General features: G+C 65.4%; 25 protein-coding genes and 1 tRNA gene. 14 read left to right on the top strand and 12 right to left on the bottom strand.

What is annotated here, in order from left to right; all coding sequences use genetic code 11:
- Positions 1-46: 46 nt before the first annotated feature.
- Together ACFSX5_RS17230 and ACFSX5_RS17225 are read right to left on the bottom strand one after the other, a co-directional pair.
- Positions 47-472, bottom strand: a complete 426-nt coding sequence (locus tag ACFSX5_RS17230; RefSeq protein ID WP_386835100.1) for a DUF1489 family protein — start codon at positions 470-472, stop codon at positions 47-49.
- Positions 469-1,146, bottom strand: a complete 678-nt coding sequence (locus ACFSX5_RS17225) for a glutathione S-transferase family protein (RefSeq protein ID WP_386835098.1) — start codon at positions 1,144-1,146, stop codon at positions 469-471. Before ACFSX5_RS17225 ends, ACFSX5_RS17230 begins: the two co-directional genes overlap by 4 nt.
- Positions 1,147-1,487: 341 nt before the next feature.
- Here ACFSX5_RS17225 and ACFSX5_RS17220 point away from each other — a divergent pair, with 341 nt between their 5' ends.
- A complete protein-coding gene (locus tag ACFSX5_RS17220; RefSeq protein ID WP_386835096.1) occupies positions 1,488-2,447 on the top strand; it encodes a small ribosomal subunit Rsm22 family protein in 960 nt (319 codons plus the stop codon).
- A gap of 175 nt (positions 2,448-2,622) precedes the next feature.
- Here ACFSX5_RS17220 and mgtE read toward each other — a convergent pair whose 3' ends face one another.
- Positions 2,623-4,038 carry a magnesium transporter gene (mgtE, locus tag ACFSX5_RS17215; RefSeq protein ID WP_386835095.1) on the bottom strand — a complete coding sequence of 472 codons (1,416 nt, stop codon included), beginning with the start codon at positions 4,036-4,038 and terminating at the stop codon, positions 2,623-2,625.
- Positions 4,039-4,147: 109 nt separating this feature from the next.
- On the opposite strand from mgtE, the gene ACFSX5_RS17210 reads away from it, so the two are divergent.
- On the top strand, positions 4,148-4,513 hold the full coding sequence (locus tag ACFSX5_RS17210; protein WP_386835094.1) for an MmcQ/YjbR family DNA-binding protein: 366 nt from the start codon (positions 4,148-4,150) through the stop codon (positions 4,511-4,513).
- Between the two features lie 57 nt (positions 4,514-4,570).
- Here the strand turns inward: ACFSX5_RS17210 and ACFSX5_RS17205 are convergent.
- Both ACFSX5_RS17205 and ACFSX5_RS17200 read right to left on the bottom strand, forming a co-directional pair.
- A tRNA-Leu gene (locus ACFSX5_RS17205) sits at positions 4,571-4,655 on the bottom strand.
- A 130-nt stretch (positions 4,656-4,785) separates the two neighbouring features.
- Complete coding sequence (locus ACFSX5_RS17200; RefSeq protein ID WP_386835092.1) at positions 4,786-5,019, bottom strand: FliM/FliN family flagellar motor switch protein; 234 nt, start codon at positions 5,017-5,019, stop codon at positions 4,786-4,788.
- A gap of 73 nt (positions 5,020-5,092) precedes the next feature.
- Between ACFSX5_RS17200 and lipB the strand changes: the two genes are divergently transcribed.
- Together lipB and ACFSX5_RS17190 are read left to right on the top strand one after the other, a co-directional pair.
- Positions 5,093-5,845 carry a lipoyl(octanoyl) transferase LipB gene (gene lipB, locus ACFSX5_RS17195; RefSeq protein WP_386835091.1) on the top strand — a complete coding sequence of 251 codons (753 nt, stop codon included), beginning with the start codon at positions 5,093-5,095 and terminating at the stop codon, positions 5,843-5,845.
- Positions 5,846-5,867: 22 nt separating this feature from the next.
- Positions 5,868-6,404, top strand: coding sequence for a DUF4282 domain-containing protein (locus tag ACFSX5_RS17190; protein ID WP_386835089.1), 537 nt, complete (start codon positions 5,868-5,870; stop codon positions 6,402-6,404).
- Positions 6,405-6,423: 19 nt separating this feature from the next.
- On the opposite strand, the gene ACFSX5_RS17185 is transcribed toward ACFSX5_RS17190, so the two are convergent.
- Positions 6,424-6,798 carry a DoxX family protein gene (locus ACFSX5_RS17185; RefSeq protein ID WP_386835087.1) on the bottom strand — a complete coding sequence of 125 codons (375 nt, stop codon included), beginning with the start codon at positions 6,796-6,798 and terminating at the stop codon, positions 6,424-6,426.
- A 253-nt stretch (positions 6,799-7,051) separates the two neighbouring features.
- Here ACFSX5_RS17185 and rimO point away from each other — a divergent pair, with 253 nt between their 5' ends.
- Positions 7,052-8,389, top strand: a complete 1,338-nt coding sequence (gene rimO / locus ACFSX5_RS17180) for a 30S ribosomal protein S12 methylthiotransferase RimO (protein ID WP_386835086.1) — start codon at positions 7,052-7,054, stop codon at positions 8,387-8,389.
- An 11-nt stretch (positions 8,390-8,400) separates the two neighbouring features.
- On the opposite strand, the gene ACFSX5_RS17175 is transcribed toward rimO, so the two are convergent.
- Positions 8,401-9,315 carry a phosphotriesterase family protein gene (locus ACFSX5_RS17175; RefSeq protein WP_386835677.1) on the bottom strand — a complete coding sequence of 305 codons (915 nt, stop codon included), beginning with the start codon at positions 9,313-9,315 and terminating at the stop codon, positions 8,401-8,403.
- A gap of 201 nt (positions 9,316-9,516) precedes the next feature.
- On the opposite strand from ACFSX5_RS17175, the gene ACFSX5_RS17170 reads away from it, so the two are divergent.
- The 7 genes from ACFSX5_RS17170 (at position 9,517) to folK (ending at position 15,773) form a co-directional block, all read left to right on the top strand.
- On the top strand, positions 9,517-10,515 hold the full coding sequence (locus tag ACFSX5_RS17170; protein ID WP_386835085.1) for a sulfate ABC transporter substrate-binding protein: 999 nt from the start codon (positions 9,517-9,519) through the stop codon (positions 10,513-10,515).
- Between the two features lie 110 nt (positions 10,516-10,625).
- Entirely contained in the window at positions 10,626-11,411 is a 786-nt protein-coding gene (gene cysT, locus ACFSX5_RS17165; RefSeq protein ID WP_386835676.1) for a sulfate ABC transporter permease subunit CysT, read from the top strand.
- The gene (gene cysW, locus ACFSX5_RS17160) at positions 11,395-12,216 is read left to right on the top strand and encodes a sulfate ABC transporter permease subunit CysW (protein ID WP_386835083.1); all 822 of its coding nucleotides are present in this window, start codon (positions 11,395-11,397) and stop codon (positions 12,214-12,216) included. The genes cysT and cysW overlap by 17 nt, the downstream gene beginning before the upstream one ends.
- 108 nt (positions 12,217-12,324) lie before the next feature.
- Positions 12,325-14,094: an SLC13 family permease gene (locus ACFSX5_RS17155; RefSeq protein ID WP_386835081.1), complete on the top strand. Its 1,770-nt coding sequence runs from the start codon at positions 12,325-12,327 to the stop codon at positions 14,092-14,094.
- A 1-nt stretch (position 14,095) separates the two neighbouring features.
- Positions 14,096-14,950: a dihydropteroate synthase gene (folP, locus tag ACFSX5_RS17150; protein ID WP_386835080.1), complete on the top strand. Its 855-nt coding sequence runs from the start codon at positions 14,096-14,098 to the stop codon at positions 14,948-14,950.
- A complete protein-coding gene (gene folB / locus ACFSX5_RS17145) occupies positions 14,947-15,333 on the top strand; it encodes a dihydroneopterin aldolase (protein WP_386835078.1) in 387 nt (128 codons plus the stop codon). The genes folP and folB overlap by 4 nt, the downstream gene beginning before the upstream one ends.
- Positions 15,330-15,773 carry a 2-amino-4-hydroxy-6-hydroxymethyldihydropteridine diphosphokinase gene (gene folK / locus ACFSX5_RS17140; protein ID WP_386835076.1) on the top strand — a complete coding sequence of 148 codons (444 nt, stop codon included), beginning with the start codon at positions 15,330-15,332 and terminating at the stop codon, positions 15,771-15,773. Before folB ends, folK begins: the two co-directional genes overlap by 4 nt.
- An 84-nt stretch (positions 15,774-15,857) precedes the next feature.
- Here folK and ACFSX5_RS17135 read toward each other — a convergent pair whose 3' ends face one another.
- Genes ACFSX5_RS17135 through crcB form a run of 3 tightly spaced genes read right to left on the bottom strand, consistent with a single transcriptional unit; the run spans position 15,858 to position 18,019 of the window.
- On the bottom strand, positions 15,858-16,637 hold the full coding sequence (locus ACFSX5_RS17135; RefSeq protein ID WP_386835075.1) for an ATP12 family chaperone protein: 780 nt from the start codon (positions 16,635-16,637) through the stop codon (positions 15,858-15,860).
- 18 nt (positions 16,638-16,655) lie between these two features.
- Entirely contained in the window at positions 16,656-17,642 is a 987-nt protein-coding gene (locus ACFSX5_RS17130) for an RluA family pseudouridine synthase (protein ID WP_386835073.1), read from the bottom strand.
- Complete coding sequence (gene crcB / locus ACFSX5_RS17125) at positions 17,639-18,019, bottom strand: fluoride efflux transporter CrcB (protein ID WP_386835071.1); 381 nt, start codon at positions 18,017-18,019, stop codon at positions 17,639-17,641. The genes ACFSX5_RS17130 and crcB overlap by 4 nt, the downstream gene beginning before the upstream one ends.
- Before the next feature lie 130 nt (positions 18,020-18,149).
- On the opposite strand from crcB, the gene ACFSX5_RS17120 reads away from it, so the two are divergent.
- Positions 18,150-19,301, top strand: coding sequence for a patatin-like phospholipase family protein (locus ACFSX5_RS17120; protein ID WP_386835070.1), 1,152 nt, complete (start codon positions 18,150-18,152; stop codon positions 19,299-19,301).
- A 178-nt stretch (positions 19,302-19,479) separates the two neighbouring features.
- Here the strand turns inward: ACFSX5_RS17120 and ACFSX5_RS17115 are convergent, their stop codons facing one another.
- Positions 19,480-20,790, bottom strand: a complete 1,311-nt coding sequence (locus ACFSX5_RS17115; protein ID WP_386835068.1) for a replication-associated recombination protein A — start codon at positions 20,788-20,790, stop codon at positions 19,480-19,482.
- A 222-nt stretch (positions 20,791-21,012) separates the two neighbouring features.
- On the bottom strand, positions 21,013-22,479 hold the full coding sequence (locus ACFSX5_RS17110; protein ID WP_386835066.1) for a Do family serine endopeptidase: 1,467 nt from the start codon (positions 22,477-22,479) through the stop codon (positions 21,013-21,015).
- Between the two features lie 168 nt (positions 22,480-22,647).
- Here ACFSX5_RS17110 and ACFSX5_RS17105 point away from each other — a divergent pair, with 168 nt between their 5' ends.
- Complete coding sequence (locus tag ACFSX5_RS17105; protein WP_386835065.1) at positions 22,648-23,829, top strand: type III PLP-dependent enzyme; 1,182 nt, start codon at positions 22,648-22,650, stop codon at positions 23,827-23,829.
- Positions 23,830-23,920 lie beyond the last annotated feature (91 nt).

The following is a 23,920-nucleotide window of genomic DNA, read 5'->3' as shown; positions in this document are numbered from 1 at the left end:
GGTTAACAGCGTCTTAACAGGCGCGCCAGACCTGCACCATTTTGATTCAGATGAGGCCGAGGCGAGCGAGATCGGCGGCGATCTCCATGGAGTTGCCGTTCTCGTTGGCGCCGACGTCGGGCGGCGCATCCTCGGGGCGCAAATAGCGCCAGCCCTGGAAGGGACGTTTCGGATAAGGCACCGTGCGGATCAGGTCCGGCGCCATGATGATGTCGCAGTAGTCCTTGCCCTCGGCATCGGTGTAGGGCGCGAGGCGCAGGATCTGCTGCCGGCACAGGACCTGGCCGGCGATGACCCAGTAGATCGAGGAGACACCCTCCATCTCCTCACGCCGCTTCGGCATCATGCGGGTGCGGTGAACGTGGACGTCCTCACCGTAGTCGGCGCCCCACCAGTGGGCACGCTCGTTCCGGTAACTTTCCAGTTCCTCGAAGCTGGCAACACCAACGCACAGCTTGACCATGTGGATCATGCAAGGCTCCCGCGGGGCACGCGGCCCTGAATGACATCGATCTCGTCGTCGTCGACGATCCAGGGTTCCTTGAGCGCCTCCGCCAGCCACTCCTGGAAGGCAGGCAGGCCATAGATGGCCTCCACGTATTCGGCGAGGCGATCGGTAACCGGTAGGTCATAGGTGCGGATGCGGGTCGCCACGGGGGCGTACATGGCATCGGCGGCGGTGAAGGCGCCGAACAGGAACGGGCCGCCGGAGCGCTCGAGCATGCCGCCCCAGAGCGCTTCCAAGCGTTTCAGGTCGCGGGCGACGCTGTCGAGGTCGACCTTGCCAGGGTGCGAAGCGCGCAGGTTCATGGGGGCGTGGGTGCGCAGACCGCTAAAGCCGGCGTGCATCTCGGCGGCGGCAGCCCTGGCGCGGGCGCGATCGGCGCGGTCGACCGGCCAGATCGGCTTGTCGGGATAACGGTCGGCCAGATATTCGATGATGGCGATGGTTTCGGGAACAACGAGTTCGCCGTCGATCAGCACCGGCACCTTGCCGGTAGGCGACCGTTCCGCCAGGTTTTCGCGCCAACCGGGACCGGAGAGTGGCAGCACCTCATCGGTGAAGGGTATCTCGAAGTGACGCAGCACCAGCCATGGCCGGAGTGACCAGGTGGAGTAGTTGCGATTGCCGATCAACAGCTTCATCGTGAACATCATCCGGAAAGGGAAACACGAAGGGCGCCCAGTGGCTCGGGCGCCCTCCGGAATAGCAAGTTTGTGAAGAACTCTAGCGTCTAGACGCCAGCCACAACGGAAAACACCAGACCCATGGAGAGCAGGCAGACCGCAGTCCACTTGATTGCCTGCCACGGCATGGTTTTCGGTTGACTGCGCATTGATCGCTCCTTGTCAGCCGTTCACACCGGGGATTAAGGCGGTGTTACGCCGGACCCACCCGGTAGACGAAACGTTAACCGCCACGCAGATGTGTTGCAAGCGTCCGACTTGCAACACTCCACAGCGGCAAGAAGCGAAGAATGTGATCGATGGAACTGCCCGAAGCGCTGCGAGCAGCGGTTGACGAAGCGCTCGAGGGCGTGGCGCTGGCAGACCTGCAGCGGGCGGGTGCCGCGCTGTCGACCCGCTATCGGGCGGAAACGCGCGATGGGCGGTTTCACATCGGCGACGACCTGGCGGCGAAGGCGTATCTGGCAGCACGGCTACCGGCAACGTTCGCTGCGATTGCCGCCGCCATGACCCGACTCGCCGAAGTGCATGAGGGCTTCGCGCCGCGCACCCAGATCGACGTGGGCTCAGGACCAGGTTCAGCCCTATGGGCTGCTATGGAGCAGTGGCCATCGCTCGTCGCGGCCGAGCTGGTCGAGGGCAGCGGCGCCATTCGCGCTTGGGGCGAGCGACTGTCCCAACGGCTATCGATCGATGTGCGTTGGCGCGAGGCCGACGTAACAGCAGGGTTACCAGAGCTGAAAGCGGCGGATCTGGTCACACTGGCCTATGTGCTCGACGAACTCGAGCCGGAGCAGCGGACGAGGTTGGTCGACCGGCTGTGGGCTTTGACCCAGGACACGCTGCTGATCGTGGAACCGGGGACGCCGGCAGGCTGGGAGAGGATCCTTGCCGTGCGGCGGCAGTTGCTCGCGGCCGGCGCGAACATGGTGGCGCCCTGCCCTCACCACCTGGCCTGTCCGCTGGTGCCGCCGGACTGGTGCCATTTCGCCCAGCGCGTTGCGCGCTCGCGCATGCACCGGCTGAGCAAGGGCGGCGACGTGCCATGGGAAGACGAGAAATTTATCTATCTCGCGGTGTCGCGAGAGCCAGTGGAGCGTCCGTCGGCGCGGGTGATCGCGCCGCCGCAACAGGCGAGTGGACAGGTGGCGCTGAAGCTCTGCCAGGCGGGCGGCACGGCGGCGGTGACGCGGCTGAGCAAGCGGCACGGAGCGGAGTACAAGCGGGCGCGTCGGGCGGAGTGGGGTGATGCGATGTAGGGGTGGCGGACGCGCCGGTGCGGGCCGCAGGACCCCACCTCACCTCCCCCTGGGAGGGGGAGGTGGTCGAGAGATCGGGGCAGATCGAGAGATCATGCAGGCGGCAGACCACTCTGTCGCTGATTGCCAGGAGAATGGGCCCGACTGCGTCGGGCTTATTTTCGTGCCGGGTGAGTCAGAAAAGCCCGAACCACAGACCGGCGATGCCGAGGAAGGCGAAGAAGCCGACGATGTCGGTGATGGTGGTGACGAACACCGCCGAGGCGATCGCCGGGTCGGCCTTGAACTTGTCGAGCGCGAGCGGGATCAGGATGCCGGCCGTGCCGGCGACAATCATGTTGATGATCATCGCCAGCGCGATGACGATGCCGAGCGAGACGCTGTCGAAGCGGAGCCAGGTAACCACCCCGATCAGAATGGCGAAGATGATGCCGTTGGCGAAGCCGACGATCATTTCGCGGGTGATGAGGCGACGCAGGCGCGAGCCCTGGAGCTCGCGCATGGCGAGGGCCCGGACCGTCACCGTCATGGTCTGGGCCCCGGCATTGCCGCCCATGGAAGCGACGATGGGCATGAGCACGGCCAGGGCCACCATCTGGTCGATGGTCGCGCCGAACAGGCCGATCACATAGGACACGGCAACAGCGGTAACGAGGTTGACCGCCAGCCAGGGGGCGCGGCTGCGGACCGTCGAGATGGTGCTGTTGGAGATGTCCTCGTCGCCAATACCGGCGAGGAAGCGAATATCCTCCTCCGCCTCTTCCTGGATGACGTCGACGATGTCGTCGATGGTGAGAACGCCCACGAGGCGCCCGCTCTCGTCCACCACACCCACTTCCACGAGGTCGTAGCGCTCGAAGTCGCGGGCGGCTTCTTCCTGGTCCTCGGTGGCGTGGACGGTGACGAAATTGGTGTTCATCAGCGCTTCGATACGCGTGACGCGAGGCGAACGGAGGAACTTGTCGAGCGCGATGGTGCCGAGCACCTGGTAGGACGCGTCGACCACGTAGATCTGGTAGAAATCTTCCGGCAGGTCGGCTTCGGAGCGCAGATAGTCGATGGTCTGCCCGACCGTCCAGAAAGGCGGAATGGCGATGAAATCCGTCTGCATCCGCCGGCCGGCGGAGTCTTCGGGGAAATCGAGGCTGCGCTTGAGGCTCAGCCGTTCGAAGGTCGGCAGCTTGGCCAAGACCTCGTCCCGGTCGTGCTGCTCGAGGTCCTCCAGGATGAACACGGCGTCGTCGCTGTCGAGACTGGCAACGCCGCGGGCGATTTCGGCGTTGGGCAGCGCCTCCATGATCTCGGCGCGGATGCTGTCGTCGACTTCGGTGAGCGCCGAATAGTCGAACCGTTCACCGAGGAGCCGCACCAGCGCCAGGCGTTCATCGGAATTGAGTGCCTCGATGACATCGCCGATGTCGGCGAGGTGCAGCGGCTCCATGACCGCGGCGACGTCGTCGGCCCGACCCGCTGCCAGATAGGCACGCAATCGCTCGAGCCAGAACGGACTGATGCGGTCTTCGCTGTCGCGGAACACACTGCTGTCCACCCCGGCGACGGTGCCGGGACCGGTCTCGAAATCTGCACTCATCGGGAGCCCTTTTTGTGTCCTGAGGTTTCAGGGGCAAGGCAAGCTGTAGCCAATCGAATCGCGTTGCGCCAGACTGGCTTTACGCCTTTCGCAGCGGCAGGAGGTGACAATGAACGAAAAGAATGCGGACGCGGCCTTCGAGCGGGTGAAAAGGTTGTGCGCAGAGCGTCAACTGCCAGAGGTGGAGCACGCGACGAGCTACGGCACGCCGGCGCTCAAGGTGCACGATACCACCTTCGCCCGGCTGCTCGACGGATCGACGCTGGTGCTGCAGTGCCCCGAGGAGCAGAAGGCGCTGCTGCTGGAGATATCGCCGGACATCTACTTCGAAACCGACCACTATGTCGGCCATCCGGTGGTGCTGATCCGGCTTGATGCCATCGGCGATGAGGAACTGTCGCTCCGGCTCGAAGACGCCTGGCGCTTCAAGGCGCCGGAACGGCTGCGGGCGCAGCGGCCGACCGCGGGAGAGTAGCCCCGGAAACAACAAAGCCGCCCCGAAGGGCGGCTGTTGCCGTGTCACCGAAGTGACTGGTGCGGTCGAGAAGACTCGAACTTCCACGCCTCGCGGCACAGCGACCTCAACGCTGCGCGTCTACCAATTCCGCCACGACCGCACATGTGTGGTAGAAGCTTTGGCGCCGGGGCGCCGAAGCGAGTGGGGATGTAGCAAAGGTGTCGGCGGACCACAAGCGGGGAAATCGGGTTTCTTGCCAAGCCGTGGAAAACCTTGCGCGACACCAGCGCTCAGCCGCGGCGCAGCACCTTTTCGGTAACCTGCACGCGCAACTGCCCGTCGTCGACGGTGACCTCGCCCAGGGCGATCAGCGTGGAGTTCGCGTAAATGCGCATCGGATCGTGTTCGGTGGCGTCGAGTTCGATGACGGCACCGCGGCCCATGCGCAGCAAATGGTGAATAGGCATGGTCGTCGCGCCGAGCTCGACGGTCAGGTCCACTTCAATATTGTCGAGCGTGCTCATAAATAGGTCACATCAAGGCAGCGGCAGCGCCGCGGAGTCGTTCGGTTCAGGTAACTCTCCGGCAAGCATGGTTATGGAAGCGTTAACAGACAGTCAGAGCTGCGCCGGAGGCAAGCTGATGCGGGCCGATGGGGCGCCGGTCGAGTGGATCATTTCACCGGAGGCCGTGCCCTACCCTACGGCGCTCGCGGGGATGAAGGCGCGAGCAGCGGCGGTGGCCGCCGGCTCCGCGCCGGAGGCTGTGTGGTTGGTGGAGCACCCGCCGCTCTATACCGCCGGCACCTCGGCAGTGGCGGGGGATTTGATCGAGGCGCGGTTCCCCGTCTACGAGGCCGGGCGCGGCGGACAGTACACCTATCACGGCCCAGGTCAGCGGGTGGCCTATGTGATGCTGGACCTGACCCGGCGCGGGCGGGATATACGCTGCCTCGTCAACGGGCTCGAGGGTTGGGTGATCGACACGCTCGCGGCCCACAATATCGTCGGCGAGCGGCGCGAGGGCCGCGTCGGGGTGTGGGTGCGGCGGCCGGACAAGGGCGCCGGTCGCGAGGACAAGATCGCGGCGATCGGCGTGCGGGTTTCCAAATGGGTGACCTTCCACGGCATTTCGCTGAACGTGGCGCCGGATCTCAGCCACTATGCCGGAATCGTGCCCTGCGGCATCACCGATCAGGGGGTGACGAGCTTCGAGGATTTGGGACAGTTGGTGTCTATGGCGGAGGTGGATTCGGTGCTCCGCGCCGCGTTTGAACAGCGGTTCGGCGCCACGGTGGCGGGCAGTGAAGAGAGCCTTGTCAGCCCGGCGCTCGCCAGCCAAGTTGCATAAGACGGAATCGCCGGAGGACGAGATGACGCTGGACGACCTCAAACGCCTCTTCACCCGCCAGACGCTGTTTCGGCTCGATTCGATCCTGTCGCCGCGGCTGGTGCCGATCTTTTATGCGCTGGGGCTCGCCGGCATTCTGCTGTGGGCCGTGAGCCACTTGTTCTGGAGCTTCGGCTTCGGATTCGGCAACGGGCTGTGGGGGCTGCTGGAGATCCTCGTCTTCGGGCTGCTGGCCTTTGTTGGCCTGAGAATCCTCTGCGAGGCGCTGCTGGTGTGGTTCCGGGCGCAGGAGGCAACGGGTAATACCGCCGGCCGCGCGCGCTATTCGGCTTCGCTGCTGGATGAGGTGCGGGATGCGATCCGGGAACTCGCCGAGGAAGGCGAGGACGACACCGACTATGCCGAGGCGGACGAGTACTACACCCCGGCGACGGAGCCGGCGCCCTATGTGCCGCAGACGGACGCCGGCATTGAGCGGGAGCCGGCGACCAGGTCCGGCGAAGTATTCAAGCCGCGCCGGACCGCAAAGCGGACGCCGCCGCCCAAGGGTGTGACCTGAGCGGCGGCAGAATGACGGGTCAGCGGCGGTCGACGCTCCAGGCGCCGGGGCCGGCGAAGACCATGTAGCCGAACACGAAGCAGAACAGGATGGCGGCATCGCCCATATTGGCGACCGGCCAGAAGCCCATGGGCGCGTGACCCATGAAGTAGGCGACGGCCATGAAGCCGCAGAGCACGAAAGCGACCGGACGGGTCAGGAACCCGACCAGGATCAGCACGCCGCCAACCAGCTCGAGAATACCGGCGATCAGCATCAGGCCCTCGGTGGGGCCCATGGCGGGCACGGGCCAGCCGAACAGCTTCTGGGTACCGTGTTCGATGAACAGCAGCGCGGTGATGATGCGGAGAACGGCGAGGGCGTGGGGTGCGTAGGCGGAGAGTCGGTCGAACATGGCGGGCTCCTGAGGTTTGTTGACGCTGCGCCCCTCAACGGCGCACCGGACGCAACTTTTGATAAACCGAGGCCGATCCGCATAGCCGTTTATCGATGGACGCATTGTTCGCGGCTGCGCTCCGTTTCAAGAGTGCGTGTCCAGCGCGTGCAACAGGGCTGATGCGACCGCAATGGGAGGCAGTCACATTGCGGAACCGCCCCAGTATGATGTATGAGGCGGCATCTCTTTCCAGCCCCGGACCTATTTGCGCATGAGCCAGGCGCCCAAAATCGGCCTTGTCAGCCTCGGCTGCCCCAAGGCGCTCGTCGACAGCGAGCGGATCATGACCACGCTTCGGGCGCAGGGCTACTCGTTCAGCCGCAACTACGAGGGCGCGGACATCGTGCTCGTGAACACCTGCGGCTTTCTCGACAGCGCCAAGCAGGAGTCGCTGGAGGCGATCGGCGAGGCGCTGAACGAAAATGGCCGGGTGATCGTCACTGGCTGCCTCGGCATCGAGGAAGGCCTGATCCGCGAAACGCATCCCAGCGTGCTCGCCATCACCGGACCGCATCAGTACGAGAGCGTGGTGAGCGCGGTGCACGAACACCTGCCGCCGGTGCCGAACAAGTTCCTCGACCTGGTGCCGGAGAGCGGGCTGAAGCTGACGCCACGGCACTACGCGTATCTGAAGATTTCCGAGGGCTGCAACAACCGCTGCTCGTTCTGCATCATTCCGCAGATCCGCGGCGACCTGGCGTCTCGACCGGCCGGCGGCATCCTCGCCGAGGCAGAGGGCCTGGTGCGTTCGGGCGCCAAGGAACTGCTGGTGATCTCGCAGGACACCAGCGCCTACGGCCTCGATATCAAGTATGCCGAGTCGAACTACCGCGGCCGGCCGGTGAAGGCGAAGTTCTACGATCTCGCCAAGGAACTGGGGCAGTTCGGCGCCTGGGTGCGCCTGCACTACGTGTACCCCTACCCCCATGTCGACCAGATCATGGAACTGATGGCCGACGGGCTGGTACTGCCATATCTCGACATCCCGTTCCAGCACGCTTCACCCAAGGTGCTGAAGGCCATGCGTCGCCCGGCGCACCAGGAAAAGACGCTTAACCGCATCCTGAACTGGAAGCGTCAGGTGCCGGACCTTACGGTTCGCTCGAACTTCATCGTCGGCTTCCCGGGCGAAACGGAGGAAGACTTCGAGATGATGCTCGACTTCATCGAGGAAGCCGAGATCGACCGCGCCGGTTGCTTCAAGTACGAGCCGGTGACCGGGGCTCCTGCCAATGAACTCGAAGGCATCGTGCCCGACGAGGTGGCGCAGGAGCGTTGGGAGCAGTTGATGGAAGTGGCTCAGAACGTTTCTGCGGGCCAGCTCAGCAAGAAGGTCGGCCGGACCATCGACGTACTGGTCGATGACGTGCAGCCGGACAAGAACGTCGCCATCGCCCGCTCCAAGTGGGATGCGCCGGAGATCGACGGGCAGGTGATCGTCGCCAACGCAGACGGCATCAAGCCGGGCGACATGGTCAGCGTGACGGTGACCGGCAGCGACGAGTACGACCTGTTTGCTGAACCGGTGAAGGCCGTGCAGGCGGCCTGAGCCGCTCGCTGTCAGCGGGCGAATGCCTCGAACGGGTTGATCTCGGTCATCCGAACAATGGTGGATTGCTCCACACCCGCGTGCCGCAATGCCGGCAACAGGCTCGCCACCAGATGGGTGTAGGGCTGCGGCGTTCCCCCGCCTGGGAGCGCCGGGTCGAACCAGCCACGGTCGTGGCTGAGCAGCAGTTGCTCAGCCAGACCGGCTTCGATGGCCCGCCCTATCAGCGGCACCACCTCCGCATCCGGCTCACGCCCGACATGATCGTACTCGATCCAGGCTCCGCGCTGTGCAACTGCCTTGTGCAGTTCGAAATCGGGCTCGGCCTGGGTGTGGATGGAGATGAACCGGTCGGCGCGGTACCCCTCGCCTTCGATGATGTTGAGCTGGTCCATCACGACGCGGCCCCTGATGGTATGTGAGCCGATAACCGTACCTGTTGCCGCCGCCGCGCGCGCCGCAGCCCGCAGGATTCGCGTCTCCAGCGGGGTGATGCCGTCGTCTCCGGCGCTCAGCTTGATCCACCCCGCCACCACACCGGTATTTTCGATGCCTTCGGTGAGTTCGCGCAGCATCCAGCGCTCGAGTTCGGCCTCGCTCGCCTCACGGACCCAATCCGGTATCCAAGGCTCGCGATAGTTACCGGTAGGCACGACGATCGGGAACCCTGTCGCTCGTGATACAGCGAGGTCCAGATCAGCCCGGCGTCCCACGCCGCCGGTCGAGCATTCCACCAGCGCCGTTACCCCTTGCGCCTTGATTGCTTCGATCTCCGGCGCCATCAGCGCTACCACTTCAGCGGGGTTCGCTTCCGCATAACCGGGCTGGTCCGGGGTCCTCAGGTCAACGAACACGTGCTCATGAGGAAGGATGAGGCCCAGCTGATCTTTTCCAAAGGGGCCTAGAGTGGTCATCAACTGCTTCACGTGTTCCTCCTTGACGCGCGGCAAGGCCGCCTCACTAACTGACGCGGAAACGATATCGCGCTGAACTGCGGGCGGAAGCAACGCCTTTGCTGCCGACGCATGCGAGAGAAATTACTCATCCGGCCCGGTCATTTGACGCTTTACCGCGGGCTCGCCGGCGCCGCATGACGCTGGGCAGCGTCATTCTGACCCGGGTCCAACATGAACAAGCTTCTCGCCACTGCCGTCGCCCTTGTCGCGCTGGGCAGCGCCCCTGCCCTGGCGCAGCCGACCGATCTGCTGAATGCCTCCTACGACATTGCCCGTGAGCTGTTCGAGGCCGAGAACGCGGCGTTCGTGCCGGCCTATGCGGCCGCAGGTGGCACCACCGTGACCATCAACCAGTCGCATGCGGGTTCATCGGCCCAGGCTCGCGCCATTCTCGAAGGGCTGCAGGCGGACGTCGTGACCTTCAACCAGGTGCTCGATGTCGAGAGGCTGGTTGAGGGCGGCTTCGTGGGAGCGGACTGGGCGGAACAGTTCCCCAACAACGCCTCGCCGTTCTACTCGCTGCCGGCTTTCCTGGTGCGGGCGGGCAATCCGAAGGGCATCGAGGACTGGGGCGATCTCGCCGAAGACGGCGTGCAGGTGATCTTTCCCAACCCCAAGACGTCCGGTAATGGCCGCTACACCTATCTCGCCGCGCGCGCCTGGGCGAACGAGGAGTTCGCCGGCGACGAGGCACAGGTTGAGGCCTTCCTCACCAAACTGTTCGCGAACGTGCCGGTATTCGAGACGGGCGGTCGTGCGGCGACCACCGCCTTCACGGAGCGACAGCTCGGCGACGTGCTGGTGACGTTCGAGGCGGAAGTGCTGAGCGTGGTGGAGCAGCTTGGAGCCGACAAGTACGAGGCGGTGGTCCCTTCGGTGAGCCTGCTGTCGGAGTTCCCGGTGGCGATCGTCGACAAGGTCGCCGATGCTCGCGGCAGCCGCGAACTCGCCAAGGCCTATCTCGACTTCCTGTTCACCCCCGAAGGGCAGGAAATTGCGGCGCAGCGCTTCCACCGCCCCATCGACGAGGCCGTTGCAGCGGCACATGCCGAGAGCTTCCCTGAGGTGCGGCTGGTGAACGTGGACGAGGAATTCGGCGGCTGGGACGCGGTCAACAGCGAGCACTTCGCTGAAGGCGGCCTGCTCGACAACGTGTTCCTCAACCAGTGACAGACGCTGCGGTGACACGTGCCTCCGGCGCTGCCCAGGCAGCGCCGCGAGTTGCCGACCGGGGAAGGCGGCCGCGCAGCCGGCACCTCCTGCCCGGCTTCGGCGTCACCATGGGCGTGTCACTGTTCTACCTGGGGCTGATCATCATCCTGCCGTTGCTGGCGATGCTGCTCAAGGTCGGCGGCATGGGCTGGGAGGAGTTCTGGAGGATCGTCAGCTCCAACCGGGCGCTGGCGGCCTACCGGGTGACCTTCACGTCGGCGCTGGTCGCCACGGTGCTCAACGGCGTCATCGGGCTGCTGCTAGCCTGGGTGCTGACGCGCTATCGGTTCCCCGGGCGGCGGCTGCTCGACGCGCTGGTGGATCTGCCCTTTGCGTTGCCGACCGCCGTCGCTGGGCTGGTGCTGGTGACGCTGTTCGACGACAGCGGCTGGTATGGCGCTGTACTGACGCCGCTGGGGATCACCGTCAACTACACGCAGCTCGGCGTCATCGCCGCCATGACGTTCACCTCGATCCCCTTCGTGGTGCGGGCGGTGCAGCCGGTGCTGGAAGAGGTGGAGGTGGACCTCGAGAACGCCGCTCGCACGCTGGGCGCTTCACGCTGGCAGGTGTTCTCGCGGGTGATCTGGCCGACGATCCTCCCCGCCTTTCTCGGAGGCTGCGTGCTGTCGTTTTCACGGTCGCTCGGGGAATTCGGAGCGGTGGTGTTCATCGCCGGGAACTTGCCGGGAATGACCGAGATCGTGTCGCTGCTGATCTTCATCCGGCTCGAGGAATACAGCTACGAGGGCGCGGCAGCCCTGGCGTTCGTGCTGCTTTTTGTGGCCTTTCTGACGCTGCTGGCCACCAATGCCCTGGCAGCCTGGCAGGTACGCTATGCTGCACGACGCTGAGCGGCTGCCCCGCTCCGCGGGCGAGATCGCGCTGATCGCCGCCGCCTTCGTGCTGGCGGCGCTGACGCTTGCCGTGCCGCTGGCGGTGATCTTCAGCTTCGCCTTGCGCGAAGGCGTCGCCGCCTATTTCGCCAATATCCTGCAACCGACGACGCTGCATGCGATCATGCTGACGGTGGTGACGGCGCTGGTGGTGGTGCCGATCAACATGGCAGTCGGCGTGTGCCTGGCCTGGCTGGTCACACGCTTCCGCTTCCGCGGCCGTGAGACGCTGATCACCCTGATCGAACTGCCGGCATCGATGAGTCCGATCGTGGCCGGCGTGGTCTATCTCTTCCTTTATGGCGGACAGGGACTGCTCGGCCCCGCTTTGCAATCGTCCGGCATCCAGATCATGTTCACCCCGCTTGCGATCATCCTGGTGAGCCTGTTCGTCACTGCGCCATTCGTCGCGCGCGAGTTGATCCCGTTGATGCAGCAGCAAGGGACCGAGGACGAAGAGGCAGCGCTGTCGCTCGGGGCCAATGGCTGGCAGATGTTCTGGTACGTGACCCTGCCGAATATCCGCTGGGCGCTGGTCTATGGCGCAGTGCTCACCAATGCGCGGGTGATGGGCGAGTTTGGCGCCGTGTCGGTGGTCTCGGGTGCGATCCGCGGCCAGACCAACACCCTGCCGCTGCAAATCACCCAGTTGTTCAACGACTTCAATATCGCCGGCGCCTTCGCCGCAGCTTCGACGCTGGCGCTGATCGCGGTGATCACGCTGCTGGTCAAATCGGCGCTCGAAGCCGGACGGCACGCCTGAGCCCAAGCAAGATCGATGCGGAACCCTGTGACAGCGCGAGAATTGCTCTTGCCGCTGCGGTGTGGATGCGTTGAGTTGCCTCCCGCAGCCACGGGACCAAACTAGACCATGACACTGCAACAAATTCTGGCCTTTGGCGTGATCGGCGGCATGATGGTCGCCTTCATGTGGGGGCGTTGGCGCTACGACGTGGTGGCCGTTTGTGCCCTGCTCGCAGCACTGGCGCTGGGCCTGGTGCCGCCGGAAGCCGCCTTCTCCGGGTTTTCCGATGACATTGTCATCATCGTCGGCAGCGCTCTGGTGGTGAGCGCCGCCGTCTCCCGATCCGGCATCATGGAAATCGCGGTCCGCCGTTTCGCGCCGGGAATCAGCACACCGCGGGCACAGTTGATCCTGCTGGTCACAGTGGTGACGGTGCTGAGCGCGTTCGTGAAGAACATCGGCGCGCTCGCCATCATGATGCCGATCGCCTTCCAGATGGCACGGAAGTCCGGCGTATCGCCTTCGATGTTCCTGATGCCGATGGCCTTCGGGTCGCTGCTGGGTGGATTGATGACCCAGATCGGCACCTCGCCCAACATCATCGTGTCGCGAGTGCGCGAGGAGATGGTCGGCCAGCCCTTCGGCATGTTCGACTACACGCCCGTGGGTGCGGCGCTGTCGATCGTCGGCATTGGTTTTCTCGCGGTGTTCTACTGGCTCCTGCCGGAGCGCCGGCGCGAAGAAACCGGCATGGACAAGGCTATCGAGATCAAGAACTACACCACCGAGGCGCGGGTGGGTTCGGACTCGGCGGCTGTCGGCAAGTCCGTGGCGCAGATTCAGGCGGCCGGCGACGGAGCGGCGATGGTCACCCGGATCATGAGCGCCAACGGCAACACCCGTACGCCGCTGCCGGACGCCACCCTCAAGGCCGGCGACATCCTGCTGATCCAGGGGGAGCCGGATGCACTCGACAAGATGGTGTCGCAGTCGGGGCTGGTGTTCTCCGAGCGGCGCGGTGCGGCCACGCGGGACGCCGCGGACATCGGCATCATTGAGGCGGTGGTGGGCGAAAGCTCCGGGCTGATCGGCGCCAGCGCGCAGGAACTGACGCTGTTCGACCGCACAGGGCTGAACCTGTTGGCAATCAGCCGGCGGGGAGAGCGGCTGACGGAGCGGCTCGGCCAGATCCGATTTCAGAACGGCGACGTGATCCTGCTGCAGGGACACCTGAAGCGGCTGCCCGAACTGCTGCGGGAGTGGGATTGCCTGCCGCTGGTTGAGCGGGGGCTACGACTCGGCAGCGTGCGCAACGGATTGATCCCCCTAGGCATCCTGCTGGTGGCGATGGCAGCCACCGCCTTTGGCATAGTGCCGGTGGCGGCGGCGTTCTTTGCGGCGGCGGTGGCGATGGTGCTGACGCGCTCGGTGCCGCTGCGGGATGTGTATGCGCAGATCGATGCGCCCATCCTGATCATGCTGGCCTGCCTCATTCCGGTTTCCGATACCCTGAGGTCGACCGGGGGAACCGACGTCATTGCCGGCCTGCTGTCGCAGGTGGCGAGCATGATGCCAGCGTGGGGAGCCCTGGCGCTGATCATGATAGCTGCCATGGCGGTGACGCCATTTCTCAACAATGCCGCGACGGTGCTGGTGATGGCGCCGATCGCGGCCAGCTTTGCCTCGAGCCTGGGCTATGCACCGGAGGCGTTCCTTTTGGCGGTGGCGGTGGGGGCCGGCTGCGACTTCCTCACCCCGATCGGGCACCAGTGCAATACGCTGGTGATGGGACCAGGTGGCTACCGATTTGGCGACTACTGGAAACTGGGGGCGCCGCTGTCGCTGTTGGTGGTGCTCGTGGGGGTGCCGATGTTGATGCTCGTTTGGCCGTTCTAGGATGCACAGCCGACATATCATCCCCCTGCCCCGCCGCGACCCGCTGATCCTCGGGGAGCGCGCGCTGATCATGGGCATTCTCAACGTCACGCCAGACAGCTTCTCCGATGGCGGGCGGCATGCGGCGGTGGAGGCGGCCGTAGCGCATGCCCGGCAGATGGTGGCCGAGGGGGCAGACATCATCGATGTGGGCGGGGAGAGCACGCGGCCGGGTGCAGAGCCGGTGCCGGTGCAGGAGGAACTCGACCGGGTGATGCCGGTGATCGATGCACTGATGGCGGAGGGCATCGGGGTGCCGATCTCGATCGACACCATGAAACCGCTGGTGGCGGACCAGGCGATCCAGGCCGGTGCCTCGATCATCAACGATGTCACGGGGCTGCAGGGCGCGCCGGAGATGGCTGAGATTGCTGCGCTTTACGAGGTGCCGGTGGTGGCAATGCACTGGGACAGGGAGCGCGACCGGAGCGTGCCGATCGTCGAGGCGGTGCGGGTCTGGCTCGAGCGGAGCCGAGAGATTGCGGTGGCAGCGGGCGTGGCAGCGGACAGGCTGATCCTTGATCCGGGCTTCGGTTTTGCCAAGAACATGAACGAGAACTACGCGTTACTGAACGGACTGGACGCCTTCGCTGAGCAGCCGCTGCTGGTGGGGACATCGCGCAAATCGATGATCGGACGCCTGCTGAACGTGCCACCCGAGGAACGGGTGGCGGGAACCGTGGCGACCAGCGTGCTCGGCTACACAAAGGGCGGACACATCTTTCGGGTGCATGATGTGCGCGCCAATCGCGAGGCGCTGACAGTGGCGCAGGCGGCGTTGTACGGGCCGCCGCAGCAGGAGGAACTGCAACCATGAGCGATGCTTTCACCGGCGACCGCATCATCCTCAACGATCTTGGGTTTTTCGGCTATCACGGCGTGTTCCCCGAGGAGGAGCGGCTGGGGCAGCGCTTTTATGTCGACCTCGAACTGGGGATCGACCTGGCGCAGGCAGCGGCGACGGACGATCTGGCCGCCAGCGTCAACTACGGCAAGATCTACGAGGCAGTGGAGGCGGCGTTCACCGGCCGGCGGATGAAGCTGATCGAGGCGGTGGCGCATAATGTCGCCACGGCGCTGTTCGAGGCGTTCCCGCCGATCCGCTGGATCAAGGTGCGGGTGCGCAAGCCGGAGGCGCCGATCGCCATGGTGCGCGGCTATGCGGCGGTGGAACTGCACCGCGTGCGGGGCGAGGCGTGACGCATCAGGCTTGGCTCAGCCTCGGAGCCAATCTCGGCGATCCGCGGGCGCAACTGCGCGAGGCGGTGCGCCGGATCGAGGCGCATGAGCAGATCCGGGTGACGGCGCAATCGCAGCTGGTGATGACCACCGCCTGGGGGAAGACCGATCAGCCGGACTTCTGCAACATGGCCGTGGCGGTTGAGACGGAGTTGCAACCGCTGCCGTTGCTGGAGGCTCTGCTCGCCATCGAGCTGGAGATGGGCCGCCAGCGCATCGAGAAGTGGGGCCCGCGCGTCATCGACATCGACATCATCGCCTATGACCGGCTTGTGCTGCAAACCACCCGACTGACGCTGCCGCATCCGTTCGCGCACGAGCGCGCCTTCGTGCTGGAACCACTGGCGGAGATTGCGCCGGATGTGCGGGGCTGGGTGATCGAGATGGGGAAGCGCGGCTAGGATGGCGCCCTCACCCGTCTCGCGCTGACCGCGAACCACCCTCTCCTCATAGGGGCGACGGGAAGAAGGCGGAGGCTCCGCTCCTTAGGCGCGCAGCGCGTCCACCACCGCGACGGCCACGTCAAATTCCTCGCGGCGCTTGGCGCGGCGTTCCATCGCTTCTTCGTCGGCGCCCCATTGGGCGATCTGGTAGTCCTCGTCCAGATGTGCGGCGGTCCACACCTCTTCGGCGGAAAAGAGCTGGTGCAGGAATCCGATAGCGAGAAGGCCTGAGCCGGTGATTCCGGTTATGGAGACAAGTGCAGTGAGGGTCAGCAGATTTTCCTGCTCGATGGCTTGGGCAAGGCGATCCAGGGTGGGCTGCGGCTGCGGCTGGTGCAGGATGCCTACCGTGGGCTGGAAGCTGACGCCGAACTGGCGGGCGAGCTTGACCAGCGCATTGTCCCAGGTGACTTCCTGCTGGCTGACCAGCTCCTGCGGGCTGTCGGCGCGGTAGAGCAGGAGGTCGCCGGCCGCAAACTTCATGACCTCGGCGCGGAGCTCCGACACCAATTCTTCGCCGGATTCAACAGCGGCGTTGATGAGGCGCACCATCGGCATGGTGGCGGGGTCGATATGGGTGCCCTGGGCGGACCATTCGCTGGCCATTGCCTGGGCGATGGATACGGCGGGCACGACGATGGGGATCTTCTTGCCCGGCGTGCGGACCTGGCGGCCATCGAGCGTAACGGCAAAGCCGCCGTCGACCGGAGCGACCCCGACATCCTTGTAGAAGCGCTTGGGCAGCTCGACCTGATTGAGGTGCTGGGCGCGGCCATAGCCGTCGTCGCGATGGCGATGGGCTTCTTCGAGCTGGTCACGCATGGGTGTTCTCCGGTGAAGTCACGCGCCGTCCTCGGGGTCGCGGCTGACGTCGAAGCGATCGGCGTCGAAACCGAGCGCCTCGAAACTCTGCTGCATATGCGGCGGCAGCGGGGCAGAGACGTCGAGGCGGCGGCCGTCGCGCAGCGGCAGAGCGATGCGGCGGGCGTGGAGGTGCAGCCCCTGCCCCAACCCTTCGGCGGCCTGGTAGTTCTCGATGTTGAAGTAGCGCGGATCGTCGAGGATCGGAGTGCCGAGCTGGGCCATATGGACGCGCAACTGATGAGTGCGTCCGGTGACCGGCTTCAGCGTCACCCAGGCGAAGCGGCGGCTGGCCGTGTCGGTGGTGGAATAATAGCTCATCGAGTGGACGGCGCCGGGAGTGCCGTTGGGGACGACCACCATCTGCTCGCCATCGGTGGTGGCCCGCTTGGCGAGAAAGCAACTGATCTCGCCCTGGCGGGGGCTCGGATTGCCGGCGACCACCGCCCAGTAGATCTTGCGCGCGGAACGCGAGCGAAACACGGTGCCGAAGTGCGTGGCGGCCGGTCCGGTCTTGGCGACCACGAGCACGCCGGCGGTATCGCGGTCGAGACGGTGGACGAGGCGCGGGGCTTCCCCCTTCTTGTTGGGCAGGCTCTTCAGCATGCCGTCGATATGTCGCTTGGTGCCACTGCCGCCCTGGACGGCTAGGCCAGCGGGCTTGTTGAAGACGTAGAGCTCGTCGTCCTCGTAGAGGATCAGCGAGCGCAGGAAATCGGCGTCGGCGCTGCTGATGCGCTGCGGCTTGGGTGCGTCGGGATCATCTATCGGCGGGATGCGGACGGTCTGGCCGGCGGCGACGCGCGTGCTGGTTTCCACACGGCCCTTGTCGAGGCGAACCTCGCCGTTGCGGATCAGCTTCTGCAGGCGGCCGAAACCAAGATGGGGAAAATTGCGGGCGAACCAGCGGTCGAGGCGCATGCCATCCTCGTCCCGCTCCACCACTCTGTGCTGTACGCCACTCATAGGCCGCCTCGTGTCACCAGAAGGCCGAGATAGAGGCCAATCAGGCAAACCACAACCGACAAGAACACATAGGTGCCGGCCTCGATCCAGGCACCGCGCTCAATCAGTGTGATCGTATCGAGCGAGAAGCTCGAGAAGGTGGTGAAGCCGCCCAGGACGCCGACGGCAAGAAACAGGCGCAGTTCCTCCTGATGCGGCGGCAGGAGGCGCGCCAGCGTCCCCACGAACATACCCATCAGCAGGGAGCCGAGGACATTGACCAGCAGCGTTGCAAGCGGGAAGCCGCCGGACCACCAGCGGCCAAGGAGAAGCCCCATGCCGTGACGTGACATGGCGCCAAGGGCACCGCCGAGGCCGACAAGGAGAAAGGACTGCATGGCGTCGGTTTAGCGCAGCCGTCACCCGAAAGCCACGGCAGCGCGATGATTTTCGGTACGAGCAGGTGCGGGCGCAACCAAGTGCCGTCGGGGCAGCTTCAACGTTCAGCTTCCCATTTGTGACACCTCCATGCCCATTGCCCTTCGCTCGCTCGCTTTCTTGCCGATGCTCGTGCTCGCACTTGCCGGCTGCACCACAACCGGCGAGACCCGGACGTCGGCGGTGCCAGAACCGATTGCGGAAATCGCGGCGGTGCCGGGCGCAAGCCGGGCACCGATCGGCGCTTCCGAGGCGATGCCGATCCGCTACTGGGGCGATGAGCCGCTAAAGGAGGGGCAAAGCTTCGGCTTCACCGCGGGCGCAGATGGCTCGCTCGACTATCTCAGCCTTTCTGGCGGCGGCATCAACGGCGCCTATGGCGCAGGGTTTCTCGTGGGCTGGACCCAGAGTGGCAACCGGCCGGAATTCGAGGTGGTCACCGGCATCAGCGTCGGCGCCATGATCGCGCCGCTGGCGTTCCTCGGGCCTGCCTATGATGGACACCTGCAGGCGGTGTTCGGCACCCTGGCGGGCAGCAAGTCACCGAACCTCAACTTCGTCGCAGCCCTCTTCGGCAGCAGTTCGATAGCCAGCAACGCGCAGGTGCTGGGCGCCATTCGCAGCATCATCACCCCAGAGACGCTGACCGCTATCGGGCGGGAGCACGCCAAGGGAAGGCGGCTGCTGATCGGCACCACCAATCTCGATGCAGAGCGGCCGGTGATCTGGGACATCGGCGCGATTGCCGCGAGCCAAATTCCGGACCGGCTGGAGCTGGTGCAGAAGATCATTCTCGCCTCGACGGCGGTGCCCGGCGTCTATCCGCCGGTATTGATCGACGTCCGCGCGGCCGGGCTCGAGTTCGATGAACTGCATGTGGACGGTGGGGTAACCCAGCAGATCGTGCTGCTGCCGGATGGGCTACAATCGCTGCCGCGCAATGCCGACCTTTATGTGGTCTATAATGGCGCCATCGAACCCACCGCAAAGCCGGTCAATGTCTCCAGCCTGTCCATCCTGGAACGGGCCATTCCGACGCTGCTGAAGTATCGCGGGCGCAGCGACATCACCATTCTCACCAACGCCGTGGAACGAAGCGGCATCAGCTACCGGCTGACCGCCATTCCCGCCGACTTCCCGCCGCCCAAGGACCAGTTGTTCGGCGGGCAGGAATGGCTGTCGGCGCTGTATCAGTATGGAGTGGAGAGCGGCCAGGTGGGGGCTTGGCACCGGACGAATTGAGATCGGGCGGATCGGCTCCATCGTCCCCTCTCCCCTGAGGGGAGAGGGTGGGGGTGAGGGGTTCACCCTCTCAGCAGGAACCGCAGCACTGAACCCCTCACCCGCCGCTGCGCGGCGACCTCTCCCCTCAGGGGAGAGGTGAAGTCCGTGATCTGCACGCAGGCCCGATGAGACTGCCCTACTCCCCCCGCTTCGCCGCCCTCAGCCTTGAAAAGTACTCGACGCGCTTTTTCAGATCGCGCTCGAAACCGCGTTCCACGGGCTCGTAGAACTTCTGGCGGCCCAGCTTCTCCGGGAAATACTCCTGGCCGGAGAAGGCTTCTGGGGTGTCGTGGTCGTAGATGTAGCCGTCGCCATAGCCCTGCCCCTTCATCAGCTTGGTGGGGGCGTTGAGGATGGCCATTGGCGGCATGGGCGAGCCGGTGGACTTGGCAACGCTCATCGCCGCCTTGAAGGCGGTGTAAACCGCGTTCGACTTGGGGGCGAGCGCCAGGTAGACGACGACCTCGGCCAAAGCCAGCTCGCCTTCGGGAGAACCCAGCATCTGGTAGGCGTCGCGTCCGGCGATGGCGAGCGGCAGCGCCTGCGGGTCGGCCAGGCCGATATCTTCCGAGGCCATGCGGATCAACCGGCGGGCGAGGAACAACGGATCCTCCCCGGCATCGAGCATGCGGGCGAAGTAGTAGAGCGCCGCGTCCGGATCGGAGCCGCGGATGGTCTTGTGCAGCGCAGAGATCAGATTGTAGTGGCCGTCCTGCGCCTTGTCGTAGATCGGAGCACGGCGCTGCACGACAGTGAGCAGGCTCGCGGCATCCAGGGTCTCCTCGGCGCGGGCGGAGGCTAGGATTTCCTCAACAAGGCCGAGCAGCGCGCGACCATCGCCATCGGCGAGGGTCAGCAGGGTACGGCGTGCTTCCTCGTCGAGCGGCAAGGTGGCGCCGAGCAGGGTTTCGGCCCGGACGAGCAGTTGCTCGAGATCGTCCAGCGACAGCGACTCGAAGCGCAGCACCTGCGAGCGCGAGAGCAAAGCGGCGTTGAGCTCGAAGGACGGGTTCTCGGTGGTGGCGCCGACCAGCACGATGGTGCCGTCTTCCATCACCGGCAGGAAGCTGTCCTGCTGAGCACGGTTGAAGCGGTGGATTTCGTCGACGAACAGTAGGGTCCGGTGGCCGGAGAGGCGCTCGAAGCGGGCCTTCTCAAACACCTTCTTGAGGTCGGCGACCCCGGAGAAGATGGCTGATATCTGGACGAACTGGAAGTCGATCTCGTCGGCGAGGAGGCGCGCGACCGTGGTCTTGCCGGTACCGGGCGGACCCCAGAGGACCAGTGAGCCGAGTCGGCCGGAGGCGATCATGCGGCGCAGAGTGCCGTCGGGCCCGAGCAGGTGCTGCTGGCCAATGACCTCGTCGAGCGAGCGCGGCCGCAACTGGTCGGCCAGCGGGCGAGCCTTGTCGGTTTCAGCAGGGTCGGCGGCGAAGAGATCGGACATGAGGGCGGTTGTAGCGCGTCAGCGCGCGCGGATCGAGTGGGGGTGAGATAAGCCTCATCCGCCGTTCGGGCACCCTCGGGTCAAGCCCGAGGACAGGCTCTTCTCCCCGCAAAGGGAGAAGGGAGGTCGCGCGCGGGGAGCCCCGTAGGTCGCAGCCACGGCGTTACCGACCTCGTGGTTCGACAGGCTCACCATGAGGTCTAGGGGAGATTGGCGCTCGTCCTACCCGCTGACGATGCTCCGGGTAACGCGGCCGTCGCGCTGCAGGATGATCTGCCAGGTGCGGACGCGGTGGGAGGCGGTGGCGGCGAAGGTCTGGGCGGTGTCGGTGGCGACGTCGTTGAGCGACAGGATGACGTCTCCGACGCGCAGGCCCATTTGGTCGGCGGGGGAGCCGGGCTCGATGGCGGTGACCAGGACGCCGGTCGCGTCATAGGGGAGGTCCTGAGCCTCGGCCAGTGCCGGATCGAGTTGGCGCACGGTGGTGCCGGCGAAGCGGGTGTTGCCGGCGATGGTGGCGGTGGCGTCAGCCGCCGGGGCGGGCGCGGTTTCGACCGTGAGGTTCACGGTTTCGGTGACACCCTGGCGCTGCCGCTCGATCCGGGCGATCTCGCCGACACGGCGGGTGGCGAGACGGAAATTGAAGGCGTTGGGATCGGCGACCGGCGTGCCGTCGACGGAGAGGATGACGTCGCCCGGCTGGAACCCTGCGCGGGCGGCGGGGCCATCCGGGGCGATGTCGGTCACGAGGGCGCCGGTCGGTGCCGTCATGCCGAGGCTGGCGGCGATATCGGAATTGACCGCCTGCAGCTTGGCGCCGAACCAGGGGCGGACGATCTCGCCGCCGGTGACGCCCGCTTCGGCAACGACGCGCGCCATGTTGGCGGGGATGGCGAAGCCGATGCCGACCGAGCCGCCACTGCTGGAATAGATGGCGGTATTGATGCCGACGAGACGGCCATCGAGATCCACCAGCGCGCCACCGGAGTTGCCCGGATTGATGGCGGCATCGGTCTGGATGAAGAACTCGTAGTCGGACTTTTCGACGCCGGTGCGGGCCAGCGCCGAGACGATGCCGCTGGTGACGGTCTGGCCGACGCCGAAGGGATTGCCGATGGCGAGGACGAGGTCCCCGACGGCGAGGGCATCGGAGTCGGCGAACTGGATGGCGGGGAACGTGGTCTGGCCCGGATTGCGGACGCGGAGCACGGCGAGGTCGGTCTGGGCATCCTCGACCACGATCTCGACGTCGTATTCGCGGCCGTCGCTGAGGGCGATCCGTACTTCGGTGGCGCCTTCGATGACGTGTTGGTTGGTGAGGATCACGCCGGCGCCGTCGACGATCACGCCGGAGCCGAGCGAGCGGCTTTCGCGCGGGCGCGAGCGGAAGGTGTCGGGACCGAAGAAGCGGGAAAAGAACGGATCGTTGGCGAAGGGCGAGACGTATTGCTGCTCGATGCGGGTGGCATAGACGTTTACCACCGAGGGGGCGACTTCCCGCACCACGGGCGCGAAGCTGAGCTTGATCTGCTCCTGGCTGTCCGGCACCACGCGCGGCTCGGCGGGGGCCATGATCTGATCCTGCGCCTGGGCCAAAGGAGCCGGCGCATAGGACGAGATGGCGATGGTGCCGAGGGCGCCCAGAACAAGGATGGCGGCAGCGGCGAAGAACCAGGTACGGAGCGACATCTGAACCCTCCAGGGAACCCGTTGGAAACCCCGGGATTCTGTCATGAAAATGGCGCCTGCCGACGGCAGAGAAATGACGCCAAATATTCGTTTGCGCGAGGGGGGCGTCAGCCCTATATGCAGCGCTTTCCGTGAACCCCCACTCCAGCCCGAAAAGGCCAGTCGTCAATGACCACCGAGCCGAAGCACGTCCATCCGAACACGTCCGCGCTGATCGCGGCCGAGGGGCCGGATTACCCCGCCTTCCTGTTCTCGCAGCGGGAACTGCACAAGGCGGTGAAGGTGTTCAAGAAGGGCTTCGACGGCCTGCTCACCTATGCGGTGAAGTGCAACCCGTCCCCGCACGTGATCAAGCAGTTACACGAAGAGGGGCTGACGGCGTTCGACGTCGCCTCCAACCGCGAGATGGAGCTGGTGCGCGACTACGCTCCCGGCTCGGTCATGCACTACAACAACCCGATCAAGAACAAGCGCGAGATCGAGCGCGCCTATGAAGAGTTCGGGGTCCGCAGCTTCACCATCGACCACCCGCAGCAGCTCGACCAACTGGCCGCGGTGGTGTCGCCCAGCCGCGACATCGAGGTGACCACCCGCTTCAAGGCCGGCAAGGCGCTCAAGTCCTATGACTTCGGCATCAAGTTCGGCGTGATGGAACAGGGTGCGGCCGAGATCGTCACGGCGGTCGAGAAGATGGGTTATACGCCCAGCCTCTGTTTCCATGTCGGATCGCAGTGCGAGGATGCCTATGCCTATGAGCGGCACATCGCGGCGGCCGCACGGATCGTGGAAGAGGCCGGCATCGAGTTGAAGCGCCTCAACATCGGCGGCGGCTATCCGGCGCCCTACCCGACCAGCGAAGCGCCGCCCATGGACTACTATTTCGAGACCATCTCGGCAGCGGTGAAGGAGCATTTCGGCAAGAACCCGCCGGAGCTGATCATTGAGCCCGGCCGGGCGCTGGTGACCTCGTCGACCTCGCTGCTGCTGCGGGTGAAGCACCAGCGCGGCGGGCAATCGGTGTACCTCAACGACGGCGCCTATGGCGCGCTGATGGAGGTGAAGTTCATGCACTTCACTCCGCCGGTGCGGGTGTGGCGTGGACCGCGGCTGCACGACAACAATGGCGAGTTCTCCGAGTTCACCATCTGGGGCCCGACCTGCGACAGCTATGACGTGCTGCCGCAGGTGTTCACCCTGCCGGCCGACATCGATGAGGACGACTGGATCGAGTTCGGGCTGATGGGTGCTTACACCCAGGCATCGCTGACCCCGTTCAACGGCTTCGACCGCCGCGACCAGTACTGGGTGGACGAGATCTACACCGGCAAGGACCAGTCGCCGGCCGAGTGAGGCAGGCGAGATACGATGAGATGGCCGCTCCTCATGGGGCGGCCATTTTCGTTCGCGGCTCCGGTGGCCGCGCCCTCGTGGTTCGACAAGC

The sequence above is a fragment of the Devosia albogilva genome (assembly GCF_042685625.1).
In the GTDB taxonomy this organism is placed as follows: Bacteria; Pseudomonadota; Alphaproteobacteria; order Rhizobiales; family Devosiaceae; genus Devosia; species Devosia albogilva.
Note: the sequence above shows the minus strand (reverse complement) of the source record. Positions and strands in the feature narration are given on the sequence as shown.

What these genes read in the sequence shown, in the direction of transcription:
- ACFSX5_RS17230 (WP_386835100.1), bottom strand. Translation starts at nt 472, where the DNA reads ATGATCCACATGGTCAAGCTGTGCGTTGGTGTTGCCAGCTTCGAGGAA.
- ACFSX5_RS17225 (WP_386835098.1), bottom strand. Translation starts at nt 1,146, where the DNA reads ATGAAGCTGTTGATCGGCAATCGCAACTACTCCACCTGGTCACTCCGG.
- ACFSX5_RS17220 (WP_386835096.1), top strand. Translation starts at nt 1,488, where the DNA reads ATGGAACTGCCCGAAGCGCTGCGAGCAGCGGTTGACGAAGCGCTCGAG.
- mgtE (WP_386835095.1), bottom strand. Translation starts at nt 4,038, where the DNA reads ATGAGTGCAGATTTCGAGACCGGTCCCGGCACCGTCGCCGGGGTGGAC.
- ACFSX5_RS17210 (WP_386835094.1), top strand. Translation starts at nt 4,148, where the DNA reads ATGAACGAAAAGAATGCGGACGCGGCCTTCGAGCGGGTGAAAAGGTTG.
- ACFSX5_RS17200 (WP_386835092.1), bottom strand. Translation starts at nt 5,019, where the DNA reads ATGAGCACGCTCGACAATATTGAAGTGGACCTGACCGTCGAGCTCGGC.
- lipB (WP_386835091.1), top strand. Translation starts at nt 5,093, where the DNA reads ATGGAAGCGTTAACAGACAGTCAGAGCTGCGCCGGAGGCAAGCTGATG.
- ACFSX5_RS17190 (WP_386835089.1), top strand. Translation starts at nt 5,868, where the DNA reads ATGACGCTGGACGACCTCAAACGCCTCTTCACCCGCCAGACGCTGTTT.
- ACFSX5_RS17185 (WP_386835087.1), bottom strand. Translation starts at nt 6,798, where the DNA reads ATGTTCGACCGACTCTCCGCCTACGCACCCCACGCCCTCGCCGTTCTC.
- rimO (WP_386835086.1), top strand. Translation starts at nt 7,052, where the DNA reads ATGAGCCAGGCGCCCAAAATCGGCCTTGTCAGCCTCGGCTGCCCCAAG.
- ACFSX5_RS17170 (WP_386835085.1), top strand. Translation starts at nt 9,517, where the DNA reads ATGAACAAGCTTCTCGCCACTGCCGTCGCCCTTGTCGCGCTGGGCAGC.
- cysT (WP_386835676.1), top strand. Translation starts at nt 10,626, where the DNA reads ATGGGCGTGTCACTGTTCTACCTGGGGCTGATCATCATCCTGCCGTTG.
- cysW (WP_386835083.1), top strand. Translation starts at nt 11,395, where the DNA reads ATGCTGCACGACGCTGAGCGGCTGCCCCGCTCCGCGGGCGAGATCGCG.
- ACFSX5_RS17155 (WP_386835081.1), top strand. Translation starts at nt 12,325, where the DNA reads ATGACACTGCAACAAATTCTGGCCTTTGGCGTGATCGGCGGCATGATG.
- folP (WP_386835080.1), top strand. Translation starts at nt 14,096, where the DNA reads ATGCACAGCCGACATATCATCCCCCTGCCCCGCCGCGACCCGCTGATC.
- folB (WP_386835078.1), top strand. Translation starts at nt 14,947, where the DNA reads ATGAGCGATGCTTTCACCGGCGACCGCATCATCCTCAACGATCTTGGG.
- ACFSX5_RS17135 (WP_386835075.1), bottom strand. Translation starts at nt 16,637, where the DNA reads ATGCGTGACCAGCTCGAAGAAGCCCATCGCCATCGCGACGACGGCTAT.
- ACFSX5_RS17130 (WP_386835073.1), bottom strand. Translation starts at nt 17,642, where the DNA reads ATGAGTGGCGTACAGCACAGAGTGGTGGAGCGGGACGAGGATGGCATG.
- crcB (WP_386835071.1), bottom strand. Translation starts at nt 18,019, where the DNA reads ATGCAGTCCTTTCTCCTTGTCGGCCTCGGCGGTGCCCTTGGCGCCATG.
- ACFSX5_RS17120 (WP_386835070.1), top strand. Translation starts at nt 18,150, where the DNA reads ATGCCCATTGCCCTTCGCTCGCTCGCTTTCTTGCCGATGCTCGTGCTC.
- ACFSX5_RS17115 (WP_386835068.1), bottom strand. Translation starts at nt 20,790, where the DNA reads ATGTCCGATCTCTTCGCCGCCGACCCTGCTGAAACCGACAAGGCTCGC.
- ACFSX5_RS17110 (WP_386835066.1), bottom strand. Translation starts at nt 22,479, where the DNA reads ATGTCGCTCCGTACCTGGTTCTTCGCCGCTGCCGCCATCCTTGTTCTG.
- ACFSX5_RS17105 (WP_386835065.1), top strand. Translation starts at nt 22,648, where the DNA reads ATGACCACCGAGCCGAAGCACGTCCATCCGAACACGTCCGCGCTGATC.